Source organism: Sphingomonas sp. ATCC 31555 (assembly GCF_000282895.1).
GTDB lineage: Bacteria > Pseudomonadota > Alphaproteobacteria > Sphingomonadales > Sphingomonadaceae > Sphingomonas.
Window position 1 is genome coordinate 43535 of sequence record NZ_ALBQ01000011.1, and the last position, 15175, is coordinate 58709.

At 66.0% G+C, this 15175-nt stretch carries 13 protein-coding genes and 1 tRNA gene; 6 read left to right on the plus strand and 8 right to left on the minus strand.

Annotation, left to right across the window (positions count from 1 at the left end; genetic code table 11):
- Positions 1-217: 217 nt before the first annotated feature.
- From B215_RS0104575 to B215_RS0104590, 4 genes are read right to left on the minus strand one after another with little or no spacing between them, the layout of a single operon-like run.
- Positions 218-1249 carry a hypothetical protein gene (locus tag B215_RS0104575; protein ID WP_019368450.1) on the minus strand — a complete coding sequence of 344 codons (1032 nt, stop codon included), beginning with the start codon at positions 1247-1249 and terminating at the stop codon, positions 218-220.
- Positions 1246-1677 carry a hypothetical protein gene (locus B215_RS0104580; protein WP_019368451.1) on the minus strand — a complete coding sequence of 144 codons (432 nt, stop codon included), beginning with the start codon at positions 1675-1677 and terminating at the stop codon, positions 1246-1248. Before B215_RS0104580 ends, B215_RS0104575 begins: the two co-directional genes overlap by 4 nt.
- Positions 1674-3035: a flagellar protein export ATPase FliI gene (gene fliI / locus B215_RS0104585; RefSeq protein WP_019368452.1), complete on the minus strand. Its 1362-nt coding sequence runs from the start codon at positions 3033-3035 to the stop codon at positions 1674-1676. The genes B215_RS0104580 and fliI overlap by 4 nt, the downstream gene beginning before the upstream one ends.
- A 13-nt stretch (positions 3036-3048) precedes the next feature.
- Positions 3049-3447, minus strand: a complete 399-nt coding sequence (locus B215_RS0104590) for a flagellar biosynthesis repressor FlbT (protein ID WP_019368453.1) — start codon at positions 3445-3447, stop codon at positions 3049-3051.
- A gap of 196 nt (positions 3448-3643) precedes the next feature.
- Here B215_RS0104590 and B215_RS0104595 point away from each other — a divergent pair, with 196 nt between their 5' ends.
- Genes B215_RS0104595 through B215_RS0104605 form a run of 3 tightly spaced genes read left to right on the plus strand, consistent with a single transcriptional unit; the run spans position 3644 to position 8078 of the window.
- Entirely contained in the window at positions 3644-5032 is a 1389-nt protein-coding gene (locus tag B215_RS0104595; protein WP_082664388.1) for a flagellar hook protein FlgE, read from the plus strand.
- Positions 5033-5057: 25 nt separating this feature from the next.
- On the plus strand, positions 5058-7160 hold the full coding sequence (locus B215_RS0104600) for a flagellar hook-associated protein FlgK (protein WP_019368455.1): 2103 nt from the start codon (positions 5058-5060) through the stop codon (positions 7158-7160).
- A gap of 12 nt (positions 7161-7172) precedes the next feature.
- Positions 7173-8078, plus strand: coding sequence for a flagellin (locus B215_RS0104605; protein ID WP_026008942.1), 906 nt, complete (start codon positions 7173-7175; stop codon positions 8076-8078).
- Between the two features lie 42 nt (positions 8079-8120).
- On the opposite strand, the gene B215_RS0104610 is transcribed toward B215_RS0104605, so the two are convergent.
- Positions 8121-8747 (minus strand): uracil-DNA glycosylase, encoded by a 627-nt coding sequence (locus tag B215_RS0104610; RefSeq protein ID WP_026008943.1) that lies wholly within the window; start codon positions 8745-8747, stop codon positions 8121-8123.
- Between the two features lie 23 nt (positions 8748-8770).
- On the opposite strand from B215_RS0104610, the gene folK reads away from it, so the two are divergent.
- Both folK and B215_RS0104620 read left to right on the plus strand, forming a co-directional pair.
- The gene (gene folK / locus B215_RS0104615) at positions 8771-9247 is read left to right on the plus strand and encodes a 2-amino-4-hydroxy-6-hydroxymethyldihydropteridine diphosphokinase (RefSeq protein WP_019368458.1); all 477 of its coding nucleotides are present in this window, start codon (positions 8771-8773) and stop codon (positions 9245-9247) included.
- Between the two features lie 12 nt (positions 9248-9259).
- Positions 9260-9335 (plus strand) — tRNA-Lys (locus tag B215_RS0104620).
- Between the two features lie 79 nt (positions 9336-9414).
- Here the strand turns inward: B215_RS0104620 and B215_RS0104625 are convergent.
- Positions 9415-10395 (minus strand): right-handed parallel beta-helix repeat-containing protein, encoded by a 981-nt coding sequence (locus B215_RS0104625; protein WP_236704383.1) that lies wholly within the window; start codon positions 10393-10395, stop codon positions 9415-9417.
- Between the two features lie 567 nt (positions 10396-10962).
- Between B215_RS0104625 and B215_RS0104630 the strand changes: the two genes are divergently transcribed.
- Positions 10963-13137 (plus strand): TonB-dependent receptor, encoded by a 2175-nt coding sequence (locus B215_RS0104630; RefSeq protein ID WP_019368460.1) that lies wholly within the window; start codon positions 10963-10965, stop codon positions 13135-13137.
- On the opposite strand, the gene B215_RS0104635 is transcribed toward B215_RS0104630, so the two are convergent.
- Together B215_RS0104635 and B215_RS0104640 are read right to left on the minus strand one after the other, a co-directional pair.
- The gene (locus B215_RS0104635; protein WP_019368461.1) at positions 13127-14935 is read right to left on the minus strand and encodes a hypothetical protein; all 1809 of its coding nucleotides are present in this window, start codon (positions 14933-14935) and stop codon (positions 13127-13129) included. The two genes, B215_RS0104630 and B215_RS0104635, sit on opposite strands and share 11 nt — an antisense overlap.
- Positions 14935-15168 (minus strand): hypothetical protein, encoded by a 234-nt coding sequence (locus B215_RS0104640; protein ID WP_236704384.1) that lies wholly within the window; start codon positions 15166-15168, stop codon positions 14935-14937. The genes B215_RS0104635 and B215_RS0104640 overlap by 1 nt, the downstream gene beginning before the upstream one ends.
- Positions 15169-15175: the final 7 nt, after the last annotated feature.

Below are 15175 nucleotides of genomic sequence, written 5' to 3' on the forward strand. Positions count from 1 at the left end.
CGGCGGGTCCGATTGTTTCGGCGCCGTCGACAGGGGCAGATTTGGGCTGAATAACTTAAAACACTGCTAACCCGGGGCTTAGGTAGAATCCCGAAAAGCCATTTCGGTTATTATAGGCGCGACGATTCGCGTGAAGGGACAAGTCATTGAAAAAAATATGGTTAATTCGTCGAAACGACGACCGTTAACGCGCTCGGCGCGCGTGTATCCCCGTGGTTTAAAGGGAGAATTTTTCCGGCTGGATGCGGCGATCGATGAAGCCGAGTAACCATTCGCGGTGCGCACTTTTCGCATCGCCGGCACTGGCAATGCGCTGATCGGCGGCCGCGCCGCCAATCTGGGCGGCCAGCAACTGGCGGGCCCGTGCGGGCGCGATTTCGCCGGCCAGGAAGCGCCGGGCATCCGCCAGCCCCAGATGGTGGCCAAGATAAGCGGCCTTGGCCAAGGTTTCCGAATCGGCGCGTACCTTGAGACCGGCCGATTCGAGCTGGCGCAGATTGCTGCACGCCATGTCGGCGACGCTCATGATCGACGCTTGCGGATCATAGCGAAGCGCCAACACTTCGCCCCGCCGAGCCGGATCGACTTTGCCCGATCCCGTAAGCCAACCGCGTTGTTGCGCTACCTGGTTGAGCCAGGTGCCGGGCTGTTCGGCGAGCGTCTGCCAGGTGCCGCTGAGGAACTGGCCGAGCCCGGCGGCGCTGGAGCGTGGGTTGCGCGACAGCGGATTCCAGCTGCCGTCTCCGCCCTTTGCCGCTTCGGCATCGATGATCGCGGCGATAGCCGATGCGGGGATGCCGCTGCGCGCGCCGGCTTCGGCCAGCGTGGCATGGTATCGGGCGTTCGGGCCTAGCGCGAGCGGCGTGTTGTCGCCGGTCGCGTTGGTTTCGAACGGTGGCGGAGATGGACGCGAACTTGCCGCTGCCGGCGCGGGTGCGGCTCCCAGCGCCTTGGCGATCACGCCGGGTTCGCCTTCGCGATCTTCGCCACCGCGGTGGCAATCGCAGTCGCAGCGGCAGTTGCACTTGCCGCGCGCCGTTTGCGGCACCTGCGTGCCGAGCATTTCGAGCAGCGAATCCATCGACATGCCGGCCCCACCCAGCGGCATTCCGCTCTTGTTCGGATCGCGCTCGCCATCGCCGATCGCCGCCCGCCACAGTCGGTTGGAAAGCTCCGACTGCGCCTGTGCATAGATGACGTTGGCGCGCTGCGCAGGGGTCAGCGCGGCTAGATCGGGTCGCTGAATCATCCGGCCTTCACCAACATGCGCTTGCGCTCGCGCAAGAAGCGCGCCGCCGCGATATCGTCGATTGCCGCCTGTTCGGCGGCTTCCAGCGCACGCGCCTGTTCGTCGCGATAGCGCTCGGCGGCGATTTCGATCGCCCGCAGCCGGCCAAAGGCTTCCAGCGCCTGCGCGCGCAGTTGCACCAGCCGGCCCCGTGCCGCTTCGGCCTCGGCGGCCAGGCGGGCGAGTTCGCGCTTGGCCAGTGCCAGCCAGGCATCCGAATCGAACGGCAACGCATGGGCGAGCACGCGCTCTTCGCGGGTGCGGCCCTGCAGCGCGCTCGCCTCCTCCTCCAGCGACGCGACGCGCTCGACGGCGGCGGCGATCGCCACCTTCACCGCGTCCACTTCGCGCTGCTGCATCCGCAGGGCGGTGTCATAGGGCGTCTTCATGCGGCGAGGCCTACGGTGTGGTCGCCGTCGCTGGCCTGCTCGCCGCTGAGGATCGCCGCGAGTTCGGCGAAGGCGGCATCGGCATGGCCGTGATCGTTCTTGCCCTGGTTGAGCAACGCTTCGATTTGCGGCGCAAGCGCCACGGCACGATCCACTTCGGGCGACGATCCGGCCTTGTAGGCGCCGAGCCGCACCATTTCTTCCATATCGGCATAGGTGGACAGCAGCGTCCGCGCGGCGACCCGCGTGGCGTTCTGCTCGTCGTCCATGCAGTGGGGCAGGGTACGCGATACCGATTTCAGCACGTCGATCGCAGGGTAGCGGCCGCGCTCGGCGATGGCACGACGCATCACGACGTGACCGTCCAGGATGCCGCGCACCGCGTCGGCCACGGGTTCGTTATGGTCGTCGCCGTCCACCAGAACGGTGAACAGGCCGGTAATCATGCCCGATCCTGGCGCACCGGGGCCGGCTCTCTCAAGCAGGCGCGGCAGTTCTGCGAACACGGTGGGGGTATAGCCCTTGGTGGCAGGCGGCTCGCCGGAGGCAAGGCCGATCTCGCGCTGCGCCATGGCAAAGCGCGTGACCGAATCCATCAGGCACAGCACGTTCAGCCCCTGGTCACGGAAATGTTCTGCGATGGCGAGCGTCGTCCAGGCGGCCTGGCGTCGCATCAGCGCGGGTTCGTCGGAAGTAGCGACGACCACCACCGATCGCGCCATGCCCTCCGGGCCCAGATCGTCTTCGATGAATTCCTGCACTTCGCGGCCGCGTTCGCCGATCAGGCCGATCACCGCGACGTCGCATTGGGTCCATCGCGCGAGCATCGAGAGAAGGACGGACTTGCCGACGCCGGAGCCGGCGAACAGGCCCAGCCTCTGGCCACGGCACAACGGCACGAACAGATCCAGCGTGCGCACGCCGGTTTCGATGCGCTCGGCGACGCGGGTACGGCTGGCCGCCGCCGGAGGGGCGGCCTTGATCGGCTGGGGATCGGCACCGCGCGGCAGCGGGCCCAGCCCGTCGACGGGTCGGCCGAGGCCGTCCACCATCCGGCCCAGCCAGCCGGCCGAGGGCCGAACGGTGAACTGGCCAGCCCCCAGCTCGGCGATCGCGCCCAGGCCAACGCCCTGTGGATCGACGAAGGGCAGGCACAGCGCGACACCGCGATCCAGTGCGGTGACTTCGGCTTCCACCTTGCCGGTCGGAGACTGGATTTCGACGCGGCTGCCGATCTGGGCAACACCCGCCAAGCCTTCCACTTCGATCAGTGCGCCGCGCACGGCAACCACGCGCCCGAAGCGACGGTCGGGGACCATCTCTCGGATCGCACGGGCTGCGCTGGCGAGCGTCTGCATCGCGGCTTCGCCTTCAGGCGGCCTGCGGCGCGGAGGAACCCAGCGCGTCTTCGATGGCGATCAGGTCGCGCGCGACGCTGAGCGACTTGTAATAATCGCCTTGCGCAATGTCGTGCGCGAAGCGGATGCAGAGGTCGCGGCCTTCTGCCGTGTCGATCGTGGCGATCAGCAGGCTGAGCAGCTGCACCACGGCGTCGTGGTGCGCGTCGCGCCCGGCCGGATCGATATAGGCGAGCATCGCAGCGAAATAGAGCTGGCGGGCAGCGGTGGTCGCTTCTTCCGGCCGCATCACTTCGCGGCCGCGCAGAATGGAAACCTGGTTTTCGACGGCGATCTGCGTCCGCCCAACCGCGCGCAGCACCGCGCCGTTGACGATCGCTTTCTCGCCGTCGCGGAGCGTGATGCGGAGCATGGCACGGGCCTTTCGATAAGCGTTTCTAAATTTATAGGCGGATCGCGCGCCGGAGCGGTGATGACCCGGCAAATTTTGCCGCCCAAGGCCGTTCAATAGGCAAATTCGCCCTTTGGTTTGGGTCGCTCATTTACCGTTCTACAATGAGGGTGTCGCCGGCGTGGGGATCGCGCGGGCATCCTCAGGAGTGTAGAAGTTGAGCCTCTATTCCGCTCTTTACGCTGGCGTTTCCGGGCTGAGCGCGCAGTCTAGTGCGATGGCCACGGTCGCCGACAACATCACCAACATCAACACGGTGGCCTATAAGGGTGTCGAAGCGCAGTTTCGCACTCTGGTGACGGATGGCCGTACCTCCTCCAACTATTCCGCGGGCGGCGTCGCCGCATCGCCGATCGCGCAGGTGGCGAAGCAGGGCCTGCTCCAGGCTTCCGGCAGCAGCACCGATCTGGCGATCGACGGCGGCGGCTTCTTCATCACCCGCACCGGGCTCAGCTCCACCGATCAGGTGGCCTATACCCGCGCCGGCTCGTTCAAGCCGGACGAGGAAGGCTATCTGCGCAATTCGTCGGGCCTGTACCTGTACGGCTGGCGCCTCGATGCCGAGGGCGCGTTCACCAATACCGGCAACCTGGACGCGCTTTCGCCCGTGCGGTTGAGCGATCTGGTCGGCACGGCGGCGCCCACCACCAAGCTGCAGGCCCGCATCAACCTGCAGTCGGATGCGGCGAACTATGCCGGTACCCTCGTTTACAACCGCACCTTCGATCCTGCAGCGCCCGCTGTCACGCCGGCTCAGGGCAACATGGCCTCCGGCACCATTACGCCGACTTTCTCGCGTTCGTTCACCATCTATGACTCGCAGGGCGGCGGCCACCAGGTCAACATGTCGTTCCTGAAGACGGGCTCCAACGAATGGCAGATGGAAATGTATGCCGTTCCCGCCACCGATATCGAGACGACCGCGGGCGCGGCCGTGACGAACGGCATGCTCCGCAGCGGCACGGTCACCTTCAACGGTGACGGCAGCCTCAACCTCAGCGTTGCTCCGGCCACCTCGGCCGGCTTGTTCGACGATCTCGATTTCGCCGCCCAGGGCATCAAGTGGAGCAACGAAGCGGAATCCGTTCCGATCAAGCTGTCGCTGGGTGAGGACAAGGGCATCAGCGGCCTGACCGCATTTGGCCAGCCTTCGTCGCTCGTCTCGGGCGGCACCGATGGCGGCGTGCTCGGCAACATCGCGTCGGTGGAAGTCTCCAAGAAGGGCGAAGTCAGCGCGATCTTCGACGATGGCTCGACCCGCAAGGTGTTCCAGCTGCCGATCGCGACCTTCCCGAACTCGAACGGCCTTACCCGGATCTCGGGCAATGCCTATGCTGCCAACCGGCAGTCGGGCACGATGACGATGAACCCGCCGGGGGAACTGGGCGCTGGTTCGCTTTCTGCGAACACGCTGGAGGCCTCGACCGTCGACCTCGCCGGCGAGTTCACCAACATGATCCGCTTCCAGCGCGCCTACAGCGCCTCGTCGAAGATCATCACGACCGTCGACGACATGCTGCGCGAAGTCAGCGATCTCAAGCGCTGATCGCTGAAACCGGGGGAATGCCGTCATGGCGTTGAACGACATTCTGGGAACCGCGGTTTCCGGGCTCGCAGCCGCCCAGGCGGGGCTGCGCGCGGTATCGAACAACATCGCCAATGTCGGCGTTGCCGGCTATGCGCGCGAAAAGGTAACGCTCTCCACCGCCGTGGTGGCAGGGCAGATCAGCGGCGTGAAGGTCGGCGAGGCGGAACGCGTCGCCGACCGGTTCCTCGAAGCGACCGTGTATCGCCGGGCCGGCGATGCCGGTCGCGCCGAGGTGACGTCGAGCTATCTCGGCCGCCTGCAGTCGCTGCTGGGCGAACCGGGCGCAAAGTCCGGCCTGCCGGCACGGCTGGACGCGATCAACGCCTCCGCTATCGCCATGACCGGCTCGCAGTCTTCGGCACAGACGGTGGCGGTGTTCACCGGCGATGTCGAAGACGCGCTCGCATCGATGAAGCAGACCACGAACGACGTCGACAGCCTGCGCGCGGATGTCGAATCCGAAGTCGGCTATTCGGTCGATAAGATCAACACGCTGCTCAAGCGGATCCACGACCTGAACGGCACGGTGGCGCAGGCCACCGGCCTTGGCCGCAGCGCCAGCGGCGCGGCCGACCAGCGCATGAACGCGATCGAGGAACTCAGCGGCCTGATTTCCGTCAACGTCCGCGACCAGCCGGACGGCCGCGTCACGATCGAGACGCAGGCGGGGCAGATGCTCCTCGATACGCGGCTGCGCCAGCTCGATTACGCCAATTCGGGCAACGGTACGGGCACGTCGCAGACGACCTATCCCGATATCAACATCAAGTTCGCCAACGCCAATGGCACCATGGGCGCGCTGACCGGCGAAAAGCTGGATTCGGCTGCGGTCGGCGGCAAGCTGGGCGGCCTGCTCGATCTGCGCGACCGCGCGCTGCCCGCCTTCTCGGAACAGATGGGCGTGCTGTTCAACGGTCTCGCCGAAACGCTGAACCGCGTTTCCAACGCCAGCACCACCGTGCCTGCGCCGAAAGACCTGATCGGCCGCCAGACGGGATTGGTCGGCACCGATCGGCTGAACTTCACTGGTTCGGCCACCTTTGCGGTCACCGCGAAGGACGGCAGCATGGTGGCCAAGACGACCATCGACTTCAGCACGCTGAGCCCCAACACCGTCAATCAGATGGTCGCGACCATCAACGCCAATCTGGGGGGGGCCGCGACGGCGAACTTCACGGACGGCGTTCTGACCTTCTCTGCGGCGAACAGCGCGAACGGCGTGGCCATCGCGCAGACCGAGGGCAATCCCAGCGATCGCGCCGGCGTGGGCGTTTCCCAGTTCTTCGGGATGAACGACCTCATTCGCAGCGACAAGAGCAGCCTGGTGCCCAGCGGGTTCGAAGGTACCGATCCGCACGGTTTCACCACCGGAGAAAGCGCGCAGATCATCCTGCGCGACGCTTCGGGCCTGGCGCTGACCAGCTACACGCTGCAGCCGCAAACGGGCGACGATTTCGATGACATCATCACCGAGCTGAACGACAGTCCCCTCGGCCGATTCGGCGCTTTCAGCCTCGACGATCGCGGGCGCGTGCGCTTCGATCCGGCAACCGCGGTTTCGGGCGCGGTGCTGTCCGTCGCTGCGGATTCCACCGATCGCTTCGGCACCGGTCGCAGCTTCTCGTCGCTGATGGGAATGAGCGGCCTCAACGCCGGCCTCGCCGAGTCCGAGGTGCGCAGCGACATCGCCGCCGACAGCAGCAAGCTTCCGCTCGCCATGCTCAACGCAAGCGCGGCAGTGGGGGAGCGTGCCCTCGGCACCGGCGATACGCGCGGCGCCACCGCGTTCGTCAACGAACTGCAAAAGTCCGTCGATCTCGGCAAGGATGGTGTCACCACGATCGGGCGCTTTTCCACTCAGCTGCTGGGGCGGGCGGGCCTTGAGGCCAATCAGGCCAGCAGTCGGCTGGAGGACGCCAATGCGCGCAAGGCCGACGCGGTCAATCGCCGCGACAGCTATTCGGGCGTCAACATCGACGAGGAACTCTCGCAGATGGTGGTGTTGCAGAATAGCTATGCGGCCGCTGCGCGGATCATGACGACCGCCACCCAGATGTACGATACGCTTCTAGAAATGGTCCGTTAAGGGAGCCGACCCATGTCCCGTGTTGCCACTATTCCGCTCCAGCGTACCATGGCGAATGCTATCCAGACCTCGCAGGAAAAGCTCGCCATCACGCAGAAGCGACTTTCGACCGGCAAGAAGGCCGCCGATTTCGCGTCGCTCGGCACTGAAACCGTGCGCAACCTTTCCGCGCACAGCATGCTCGAGCAGCAGAACGCCCAGGCCGCCGTGTCGAAGCGGGTGGGCACGACCATGTCGCTCTATCAGGGGCATATCGAAGGCATCGACACGTCGGCGCGGGACTTGCGCCAGCAGATCCTCACGGCGCTGGGCACCGGCCAGTCGGCGGGTCTGCAGGAAGCGATCGAGAGCGCTTTTCAGCAGATGCGCGCCTCGCTGAACGCAGGTGAGGGCGGCACGCCGCTGTTCGCCGGCTCGCAGATCGATCAGGCGCCGTTTTCGGTGGCTACGCTGGCCGACGCGGCGACCGTGCCGGCCGATCAGGCGTTTCACGACGACGATGTGCTCGCCTCCGCCCGCGTCGCCGACGGCGTGGACCTGACCTATGGTGTCAATGCCAGCTCGATCGGCAAGGGGCTGTACGAAGCCTTTCGGGCACTCGCCGGCGCCGGCCAGATCGGCAATACGCTTACCGATGCGCAGAAGACAGTGCTGCAGGAAGGCGTGTCCAAGCTCAACGACGGCTTGACCCAGTTGGGGCTGGTAAATGCCGACAACGGGCGCAAGCAGAACCAAGTCGAAGATCTTACCACGCGCGGCGAAACGCGCGCGCTGCTGCTGCAGCAGGTGATCGAAGACAATGAGGATGCCGACCTGGGTCAGGTGGCGATCGATCTTGCGCAGCAAAAGGCGGTTCTGGAAGCGAGCTACTCGGTGTTCTCGCAGCTCTCCAGCCTGAGCCTCGCGAAATATCTATGATGCCGGGGGACGTGCGGCGGGCGTAACGGCCCGCCGGCGGACTCAACCCGACGCGGTTCGTCCCAGTGCGTCCCGCAGCGCCATCGCCCGTTCGAACACGGCGGTAAGCATCGGTTCGGTCAGTCGGCCGATATTCTGGTTGTAGCGCGAGCAGTGATAGCTATCGAGCAGCACCTGCCCCTTGGGCAGGCGATGCTCCGCGCCATGGGCGAACCGAAGCTTCGGCAGCTTCCCTCCCAGCGCCTTCACCGCGGACTGGTGTGCGATTTCACCCAGCGCCACCGTTATCGGCGCCCGCAACTGGCCGGCGAGGAACGGCCGGCACGCCTGCACTTCTGCCGGAAGTGGCCGGTTTTCCGGCGGCAGGCAGCGCACCGCATTCACGATCAGCAGCCCTTGCGGCTCACCCTCACGCATCAGCTCGAGCTTCTCCAAAACCGCGAAGAGCAGATCGCCCGAGGCGTCTCCCGTAAAGGCACGGCCGGTGCGGTTGGCGCCGGCGCGCCCCGGCGCCAGGCCGACGATCGCGATCGGCGCATCGGGCTGGCCCAGCGCCGGTACGGGCGCGTTCCACCAATCGGGCTGTTCGGCCCGCAATTCCATGCGCAGCGCCACCAGCCGGGGGCAGCGCGGGCAATCCCGATCAGGTTCAAGACTTGGCGTGGCCATGGTGCCGCGATAGGCGCGGAGACGTGCCCATCTCAAGCTACGTTATCGCCCTTGGATCGAATCGCCGCGGCCGCCACGGCAGCCCGCGCGCGCAAGTGCGTGCGGCGCTTGCCTTGCTCGGCCGCGTCCAGGCGGTGTCACGCCTGCGCGAAACCGCGCCGCTGGGTCCTTCGCGCCGTCGCTTCGCCAACGCGGTGGCGCTGATTCGCAGCGAGGAGGCACCGGACGCCCTGCTGCGCCGGCTGAAGGCGATCGAGCGTGAATTCGGCCGACGCCGCGGCCAGCGCTGGGGCGCGCGGGTGATCGATCTTGATATCGTGCTGTGGTCGGGAGGCTGCTGGCGCACGCCTGCGCTGACCGTGCCGCATCTCAGTTACCGCGAGCGCCGCTTTGTCCTGGCGCCGCTCGCCGAAATCGCCCCTGACTGGCGCGACCCGGTGAGCGGCCGCAAGACGCACGCATTGCTCCACGCTGTTGACCGGCCGCGTCCGCGCGCCTAGGTGGCGGGGCGTGGGTCCGTAGCTCAGTCGGTAGAGCAAGCGACTTTTAATCGAGAGGTCCCGGGTTCGAATCCCGGCGGACCCACCACCGCCTCTCCATGCAGCAGACGGCCGCGGGCGCCTGGATGACACGCTACCGCCCGGACGCGCGGCGGCAGTGCGGGCGCTTACTGCGCCCTGTAGATGCCGCCAATCTGATTGCCGGAAGGTGCGCCCTCCTTCCCATTGATTACATAAGTCGGCGCCGAGTTGCCCGAGAGCGTCGCCGGTCCCAGCGTACGGATCCACGGGCGATAATTTGGTCCTGCCGTAAGAATGTTGTTCCGGATCACGATTCCGCTACCTGGTCCGGCAATGTTGATCCCGTGCCACATGACATTGGCGAAGGTGTTGCCGATGATCTGCACGCCGTCATAGCCGCCCACCTTGGCCTCGTCCCCGAAAAATATGCCCTGAAACTCGTTGCCCGGTGAGCCGATGAACCGGTTCATGACGATTTGTATGTTTCTGCAGCCAGAGGTCTTGCCGGCGGTCCAGCACTGGATCCCGTCGGGGTGATCGCCCGGTTTGACCCCGAACAGAGCCATAGAGTTGTTGTAGATGCGCCCGTCTCGCGTGCCGGGGATTTCCATCGCGTCACGGCTTAGATGGGTGAACATGTTGTTCTCGATGTTGAAGCTCGAGCTGTCTTCCACCACCAGTGCGACACGTAGGTCGTGAAAAGTAACCCCGCTTACTTTTAGGTTGGTTACGTTCCGGATGTACATTCCATACATGTCATCTTGCCAAAGATTATTGGCTGGCCCATGGACGAAGCCTCCGGTGAACGTGATGTTCGATCCGCCGTTGATGTCAATCATCTTGGCCCAATCGGGATCAGTCCCGCGAATACGCGTAACTTCGATATCGTTGAACGTCACATTGCGAACGTTGCGCACCCGTAGTTCGCTGAATAGGGCCGGAGCGGCAGGGTAGGCACTTTTGATGACTACCGGTGACGTGAAAGAGCGGTTTTGTATAACCACGGTGCCATAGTTCGCCCGGCCCAACCGGATCACCTCGCCACCTCGCGCGCGGTTAATCGCGGCATCGAGCTGGGCTTTGGTGTTTACGGTAATTGCGGACAGCATGGCGAGTGTAGCAATCACGGTGAATCTCTCCAAATGTGCGACGAGCGGTTGGAACTAATTAACTATAGTTGATCTAGCCGACGGCAGAGTGAAATTTTGTTGCATTGCGGCGAGACGGGCTCTTGATGGGACGAGCGCCGGCGCTTCCGCGGTATCGCTGCCAAACCGCCAATTTTTGCTATGTAGCAGCATGTATTGGCTAGCCCTCTGAGCTGGGTGCGGTCATGATTTCCGATTTTTCGCGATACACGGGGGAAGGGTAGGGCCGCATTGTGCCGCGGCGCATCATCCCGTTGCGAGGCCGATCTGGATTTGGCCGCGGCAAGCTGCTGTGAGGCAAGGCAGCATTAGCCGGGGCTCGTTGATGAGCGCAGGCCAGTGGATTCTCTCGAGACCAAAGCCGCTAGGCGCTTGCCTGTGGATCTAATGGTGCTGTGCTGGCGAGATACGCCGGTCGAGCGTCCGTGTTCGGCAGTGTTCGTCTAAAAATTATTTCTCGCAGAGGCTTAAAAGCGAATCCGCTATTGATACTATATAACGTCACCGCTAGTGCAGTGCACAAAGAGCAATCAAAGGGAAGATCCGATGTCGCGTGCGCTGTTGCTTGCCTCCGCCATTATACCGCTGCTGTCCCTGCCGGCCTTCGCCGATCCGGAGCCCGATGCGCCGGCCGCTGCGGCTTCCGGTACAGACGATCAGGACCGGGCGGCGCAGCGTGGGCAGGGCGTGAACATCATCGTCTCCGCGCCCTATAGCCAGAGCGAGCAGGACGTGCTGTCCGGCACCTCGGTCGTCACCGGCGAGGAACTGACGCGCAATCTGCGCCCGACGATCGGCGAGACGCTGGCGCGTCAGCCGGGCGTCTCGGCGAGCTCGTTCGGCCCTAGCGCCTCGCGGCCGATCCTGCGCGGCTTCCAGGGCGAGCGTGTGCGCGTTTTGACCGACGGTATTGGATCGATCGACGTCTCCAACACCTCGGCCGATCACGCCGTGATCATCGATCCGCTGCTGGCCGAGCGCGTCGAAGTGCTGCGTGGTCCGTCCGCCTTGCTGTTCGGCTCCTCGGCAATGGGCGGCGTCGTCAATGTGATCGACAGCCGCATCCCGCGCAGCGTGCCGGAGAACGGCTATCGCCTGAACGCCATCGGCACCTATGGATCGGCGGCGAACGAGCGGAGCGTGGGCGGCGCGGGCGACGTGGCGCTGGGCGGCCGCATCGTGCTCCATGCGGACGGTTCCTACACCAAGTCGGACGACCTGAAGATCGGCGGCTACGCGCTTTCTGCGGCCAAGCGGCGTGAGGCCCTGGCCAGTGCGGCGCTGCCGGCCGACCCTGATGCCGAGGAACCGATCGACTTCGCCGACAATGCGCGGATCCGCGGCACCCTGCCGAACAGCGCTTCGGAGACCTGGACCGCCGGCGCCGGCGCCTCGCTGATCACCGAGACGGGCATGCTGGGCATTGCCTACAGCCATTATGACAGCCTGTATGGCATCCCGGTGCGCTATGCGACGCAGCCCGGCCAGGAACAGGAAGGTCCGCGTCTGAGTGTGGTGCAGAACCGCGTCGATCTGCGTGCCGAGGCAGAGACCGGCGGCGGCGTTCTGGAGCGCGTTCGCCTGCGGGCCGGCTATGCCGCCTACCGCCATTTCGAGCTCGAGGAAGACGGTGCGGTGGGTACCGCTTTCTACAACAAGGGCCTCGAAGGTCGTCTGGAACTGGTCCAGTCCCAACGTGGCGCCTGGCGGGGTGCGAGCGGCCTACAATATTTCAGCCGTAATTTCGACGTGCAGGGAGAGGAGGCCTTCCTGCCCAAGAACCAGACCAGTCAGCTGGGCCTGTTCACCTTGCAGCAGCTCGACTTCGGGCGCCTCAAGGCGGAAGCGGGCCTGCGCTACGAGTTCACCGATTTGTCCGCGGATACGTTGCTGGGCGACGAACGCTTCTTCCGCGGCAAGCGCCATTTCGAGGCGCTGTCGGGCTCGATCGGCGCGTCCTATGGCCTGAGCGAGACAGTACGCATCGGCCTCAACGGCTCGCACACCGAACGCGCGCCCTCGGCCGAGGAGCTCTTCGCGAACGGCGCTCATGCCGGCACCGAAGCCTATGAACTCGGAAATCCCGGTTTTCGCCTGGAGAAGAGCTGGGGCCTGGAAGCGACGCTCCACGCGCATGGCGACGGCTTCAGCTTCGATGCGTCGGCCTATTACAACTGGTTCTCGAACTATATCAGCGACAACCAGACGCTTCAGGCGGTGTGCGAGGATGCTGCGGCGCCCAGCGGCCGCACTGTCGATCTGCCGTGCTTCCAATTCACCCAGCGCGACGCGCGCTATTACGGCTTCGAAGCCGAAGGCTCGGTGCGGCTGGCGCGCATCGGCGGCTACACGATCAACCTCGACGCGCTCGGCGATTATGTTCGGGCCAATATCGTCGATCAGGGGCCGGCACCGCGCATCCCCGCCATGCGCGTGCTGGGCGGCATCGAGGCGCAGTCGGATCTGCTGACCGGTCGCCTCGAGGCGGAACACGTCTTCAAGCAGGATCGCATCGCCGCGTTCGAAACGCCCACCGCCGCCTACACCATGGTCAACGCGATGGTGAGCCTGCGGCCGTTCCGCAGCCTGCCGGGTACGACGTTGATGGTGTCGGCGAACAACCTGTTCGACGTCGAGGCACGGCGGGCGGCCAGCTATCTCAAGGACTTCGCGCCGCTGGCCGGGCGCGACATCCGCGTGACGCTGCGCCTCAGCCTGTAGGCGCGTCGAGCAGGTCACCGATCGCCCCGGTGGGGCTTGCGGCGGGGATCGCGGCCATTGCGCCGCTGATCCGCGCCGGATCGATGGTCTGGGCGGGCTGGGTGAGCAGGTCGAAGGCCTGCGCGCTTGGCAACGTCCTGAACGCGGCGCCATAGCGCGCGCGCAGCGCCTGCAGCTTGTCTTCGCGCCCGAGCATCGCCAGCGCCACCGCCTGGCGCAGCACGATCGCCTGGTTCGGGGCGCTGAGTGCACCGGCCGAGGGCAGGCTGGCTTCGTTCTCGGTGATGAACGAGCCCCAATTATGGGTGCGCCAGTGCATCTCGCTGCGCACGCCTGCGCCGCCGGGAACGCCGTCGAGCGCGGCCATCGCCGCCGCCTCGCGACCCAGCTTGTACAGCGCGACCGCTTCGACGCGCTTGCGATCGAAGCGCATCATGTCCGAATAGCTGGCCTGCTCGGTCGCGTGCAGGGTGTCGAGCGCGCGTACCGGATTGCCGGAAAGGATGAACAACGTCGCTACCCGCACCGATAGCGGGCCCTGCGCCACGTCCTGCCGGCGTTGCATCACCTGATATTGCAGCAGCTCGGCCGCGCGGGGATAAAGGCCCGCCGCTTCCAGCCGATCGGCCAGCCGCATCGCCAGGGCATCGCCCTCAGCACCGGCAGGCGCCAGTTCCTTGTAATCCCAGTACAACCCGGCTGCCTCGGGCAGCGGCGTGCCGCTGTCGGGCGCGAGCATTTCGGCGAGCCAGCCGCGAATCTGCACCAGCATCGCAGCCGCTTCGGGACCGGGCTGGAAATAGCGGAACAGCGTCGCAGCACTGCGAAGCGCGGCGCGGCGATCATTCTGTTCCTTGGCAAGCGCGAATTCCAGCTCCAGCGCGCCCTTTTCCACCATGCCGCCACGCCAGCCATAGCGAAGCGACTCGAGCCGCTTGATCGCTTCCGCCGGCGCGATGCGGTGCAGCTTCACCTCGCCCTGGATGCGGGCGAGTTCGGCTTCGGCCTTGATCTGCGGCGTGCCGCTCAGCTCCGCGCGCGAGAGGCGGAACAGCCCGGCTGCGGGATCGCCGGAGACGAGCAGCGCCCGGCCGCGCAGCAGGTTGGCGGCGGCATCCTGTTCGCCGAACAGCTTCAGCCAGGCGAAGACCGGCGCCGTCTGGCCGGCGGCGATGGCGCCCCGCGCGGCGGCAAGCGTAAAGGGCTTGCGCGCCTGCGGATCGCGACCGTTGATTGCCGGGACGGCGCAGTTGACCTGGCGCGCGGCGGCCATTTCATCCCCCTGCGCTGCCAGCGCCCGCATCCGCCAGGCACAGGCTTCCGCATTGCCGTCCAGTTCGGGCAGCGACAACGCCTCTACGGCAGCGCGATCGTGCCCGATCATCGTCAGGGCCGCGCCGGTGGCGAGCTGGAACGGCGCGACCAGAGCGAGATCCGCGTCGTCCGCCGCCATGGTGCGCAGCACGCCCAGCGCTTCCGCGCCCATGCCGCGGCGGATCAGCGAGCCGGCATAGCGCCACCGCGCGAGCTGACGCGTGTCCGGCTTGGCGTTGACAAGGCCGTCCCACGCCTGCTCCTCGGTAAGTTCGGGCCAGTCGCGGCTGGAGGTGATCGTCGGCATCTGCGCCAGCGTCGCGGCGAAGGGCGGCAACGCCATCGGGCCGGCGGCCATCGGCTCGGCTGCCGGGGCGGCGGCTTCGGCGGGCGCAGCATGCGCATCGGCGGGCGGGTGCACCGGTTCGCTGGCTGTGGCCGCGGCGGCGCTGGCGAGAAGGGCGGGGATCAGCAAGCGGCGCATCAATGGCCTCCCGCCACCAGCATGGTCACGAGCGCACTGCCCGCGCCGCATGCCACCAGGAACATCAGGGCCGGCACGATCGGCAGACCCTTGGGCGCTTCGGCTTCCGCTGCCGCCTTGGCGGCGGCCTGCTGCGCCGGCGTGCCGGTCGCGTCCGCCGCAACCGCGTTGCCGCGGCTGGCAGCCGCGTCGCTGACGACGCGCATCCGGGCTGGTCGTTGATCGTGGCTCATTTGGATT

Coding starts and splice junctions, on each gene's coding strand:
- B215_RS0104575 (WP_019368450.1), bottom strand. CDS start 1,249: ATGATTCAGCGACCCGATCTAGCCGCGCTGACCCCTGCGCAGCGCGCC.
- B215_RS0104580 (WP_019368451.1), bottom strand. CDS start 1,677: ATGAAGACGCCCTATGACACCGCCCTGCGGATGCAGCAGCGCGAAGTG.
- fliI (WP_019368452.1), bottom strand. CDS start 3,035: ATGCAGACGCTCGCCAGCGCAGCCCGTGCGATCCGAGAGATGGTCCCC.
- B215_RS0104590 (WP_019368453.1), bottom strand. CDS start 3,447: ATGCTCCGCATCACGCTCCGCGACGGCGAGAAAGCGATCGTCAACGGC.
- B215_RS0104600 (WP_019368455.1), top strand. CDS start 5,058: ATGGCGTTGAACGACATTCTGGGAACCGCGGTTTCCGGGCTCGCAGCC.
- B215_RS0104605 (WP_026008942.1), top strand. CDS start 7,173: ATGTCCCGTGTTGCCACTATTCCGCTCCAGCGTACCATGGCGAATGCT.
- B215_RS0104610 (WP_026008943.1), bottom strand. CDS start 8,747: ATGGCCACGCCAAGTCTTGAACCTGATCGGGATTGCCCGCGCTGCCCC.
- B215_RS0104630 (WP_019368460.1), top strand. CDS start 10,963: ATGTCGCGTGCGCTGTTGCTTGCCTCCGCCATTATACCGCTGCTGTCC.
- B215_RS0104635 (WP_019368461.1), bottom strand. CDS start 14,935: ATGCGCCGCTTGCTGATCCCCGCCCTTCTCGCCAGCGCCGCCGCGGCC.
- B215_RS0104640 (WP_236704384.1), bottom strand. CDS start 15,168: ATGAGCCACGATCAACGACCAGCCCGGATGCGCGTCGTCAGCGACGCG.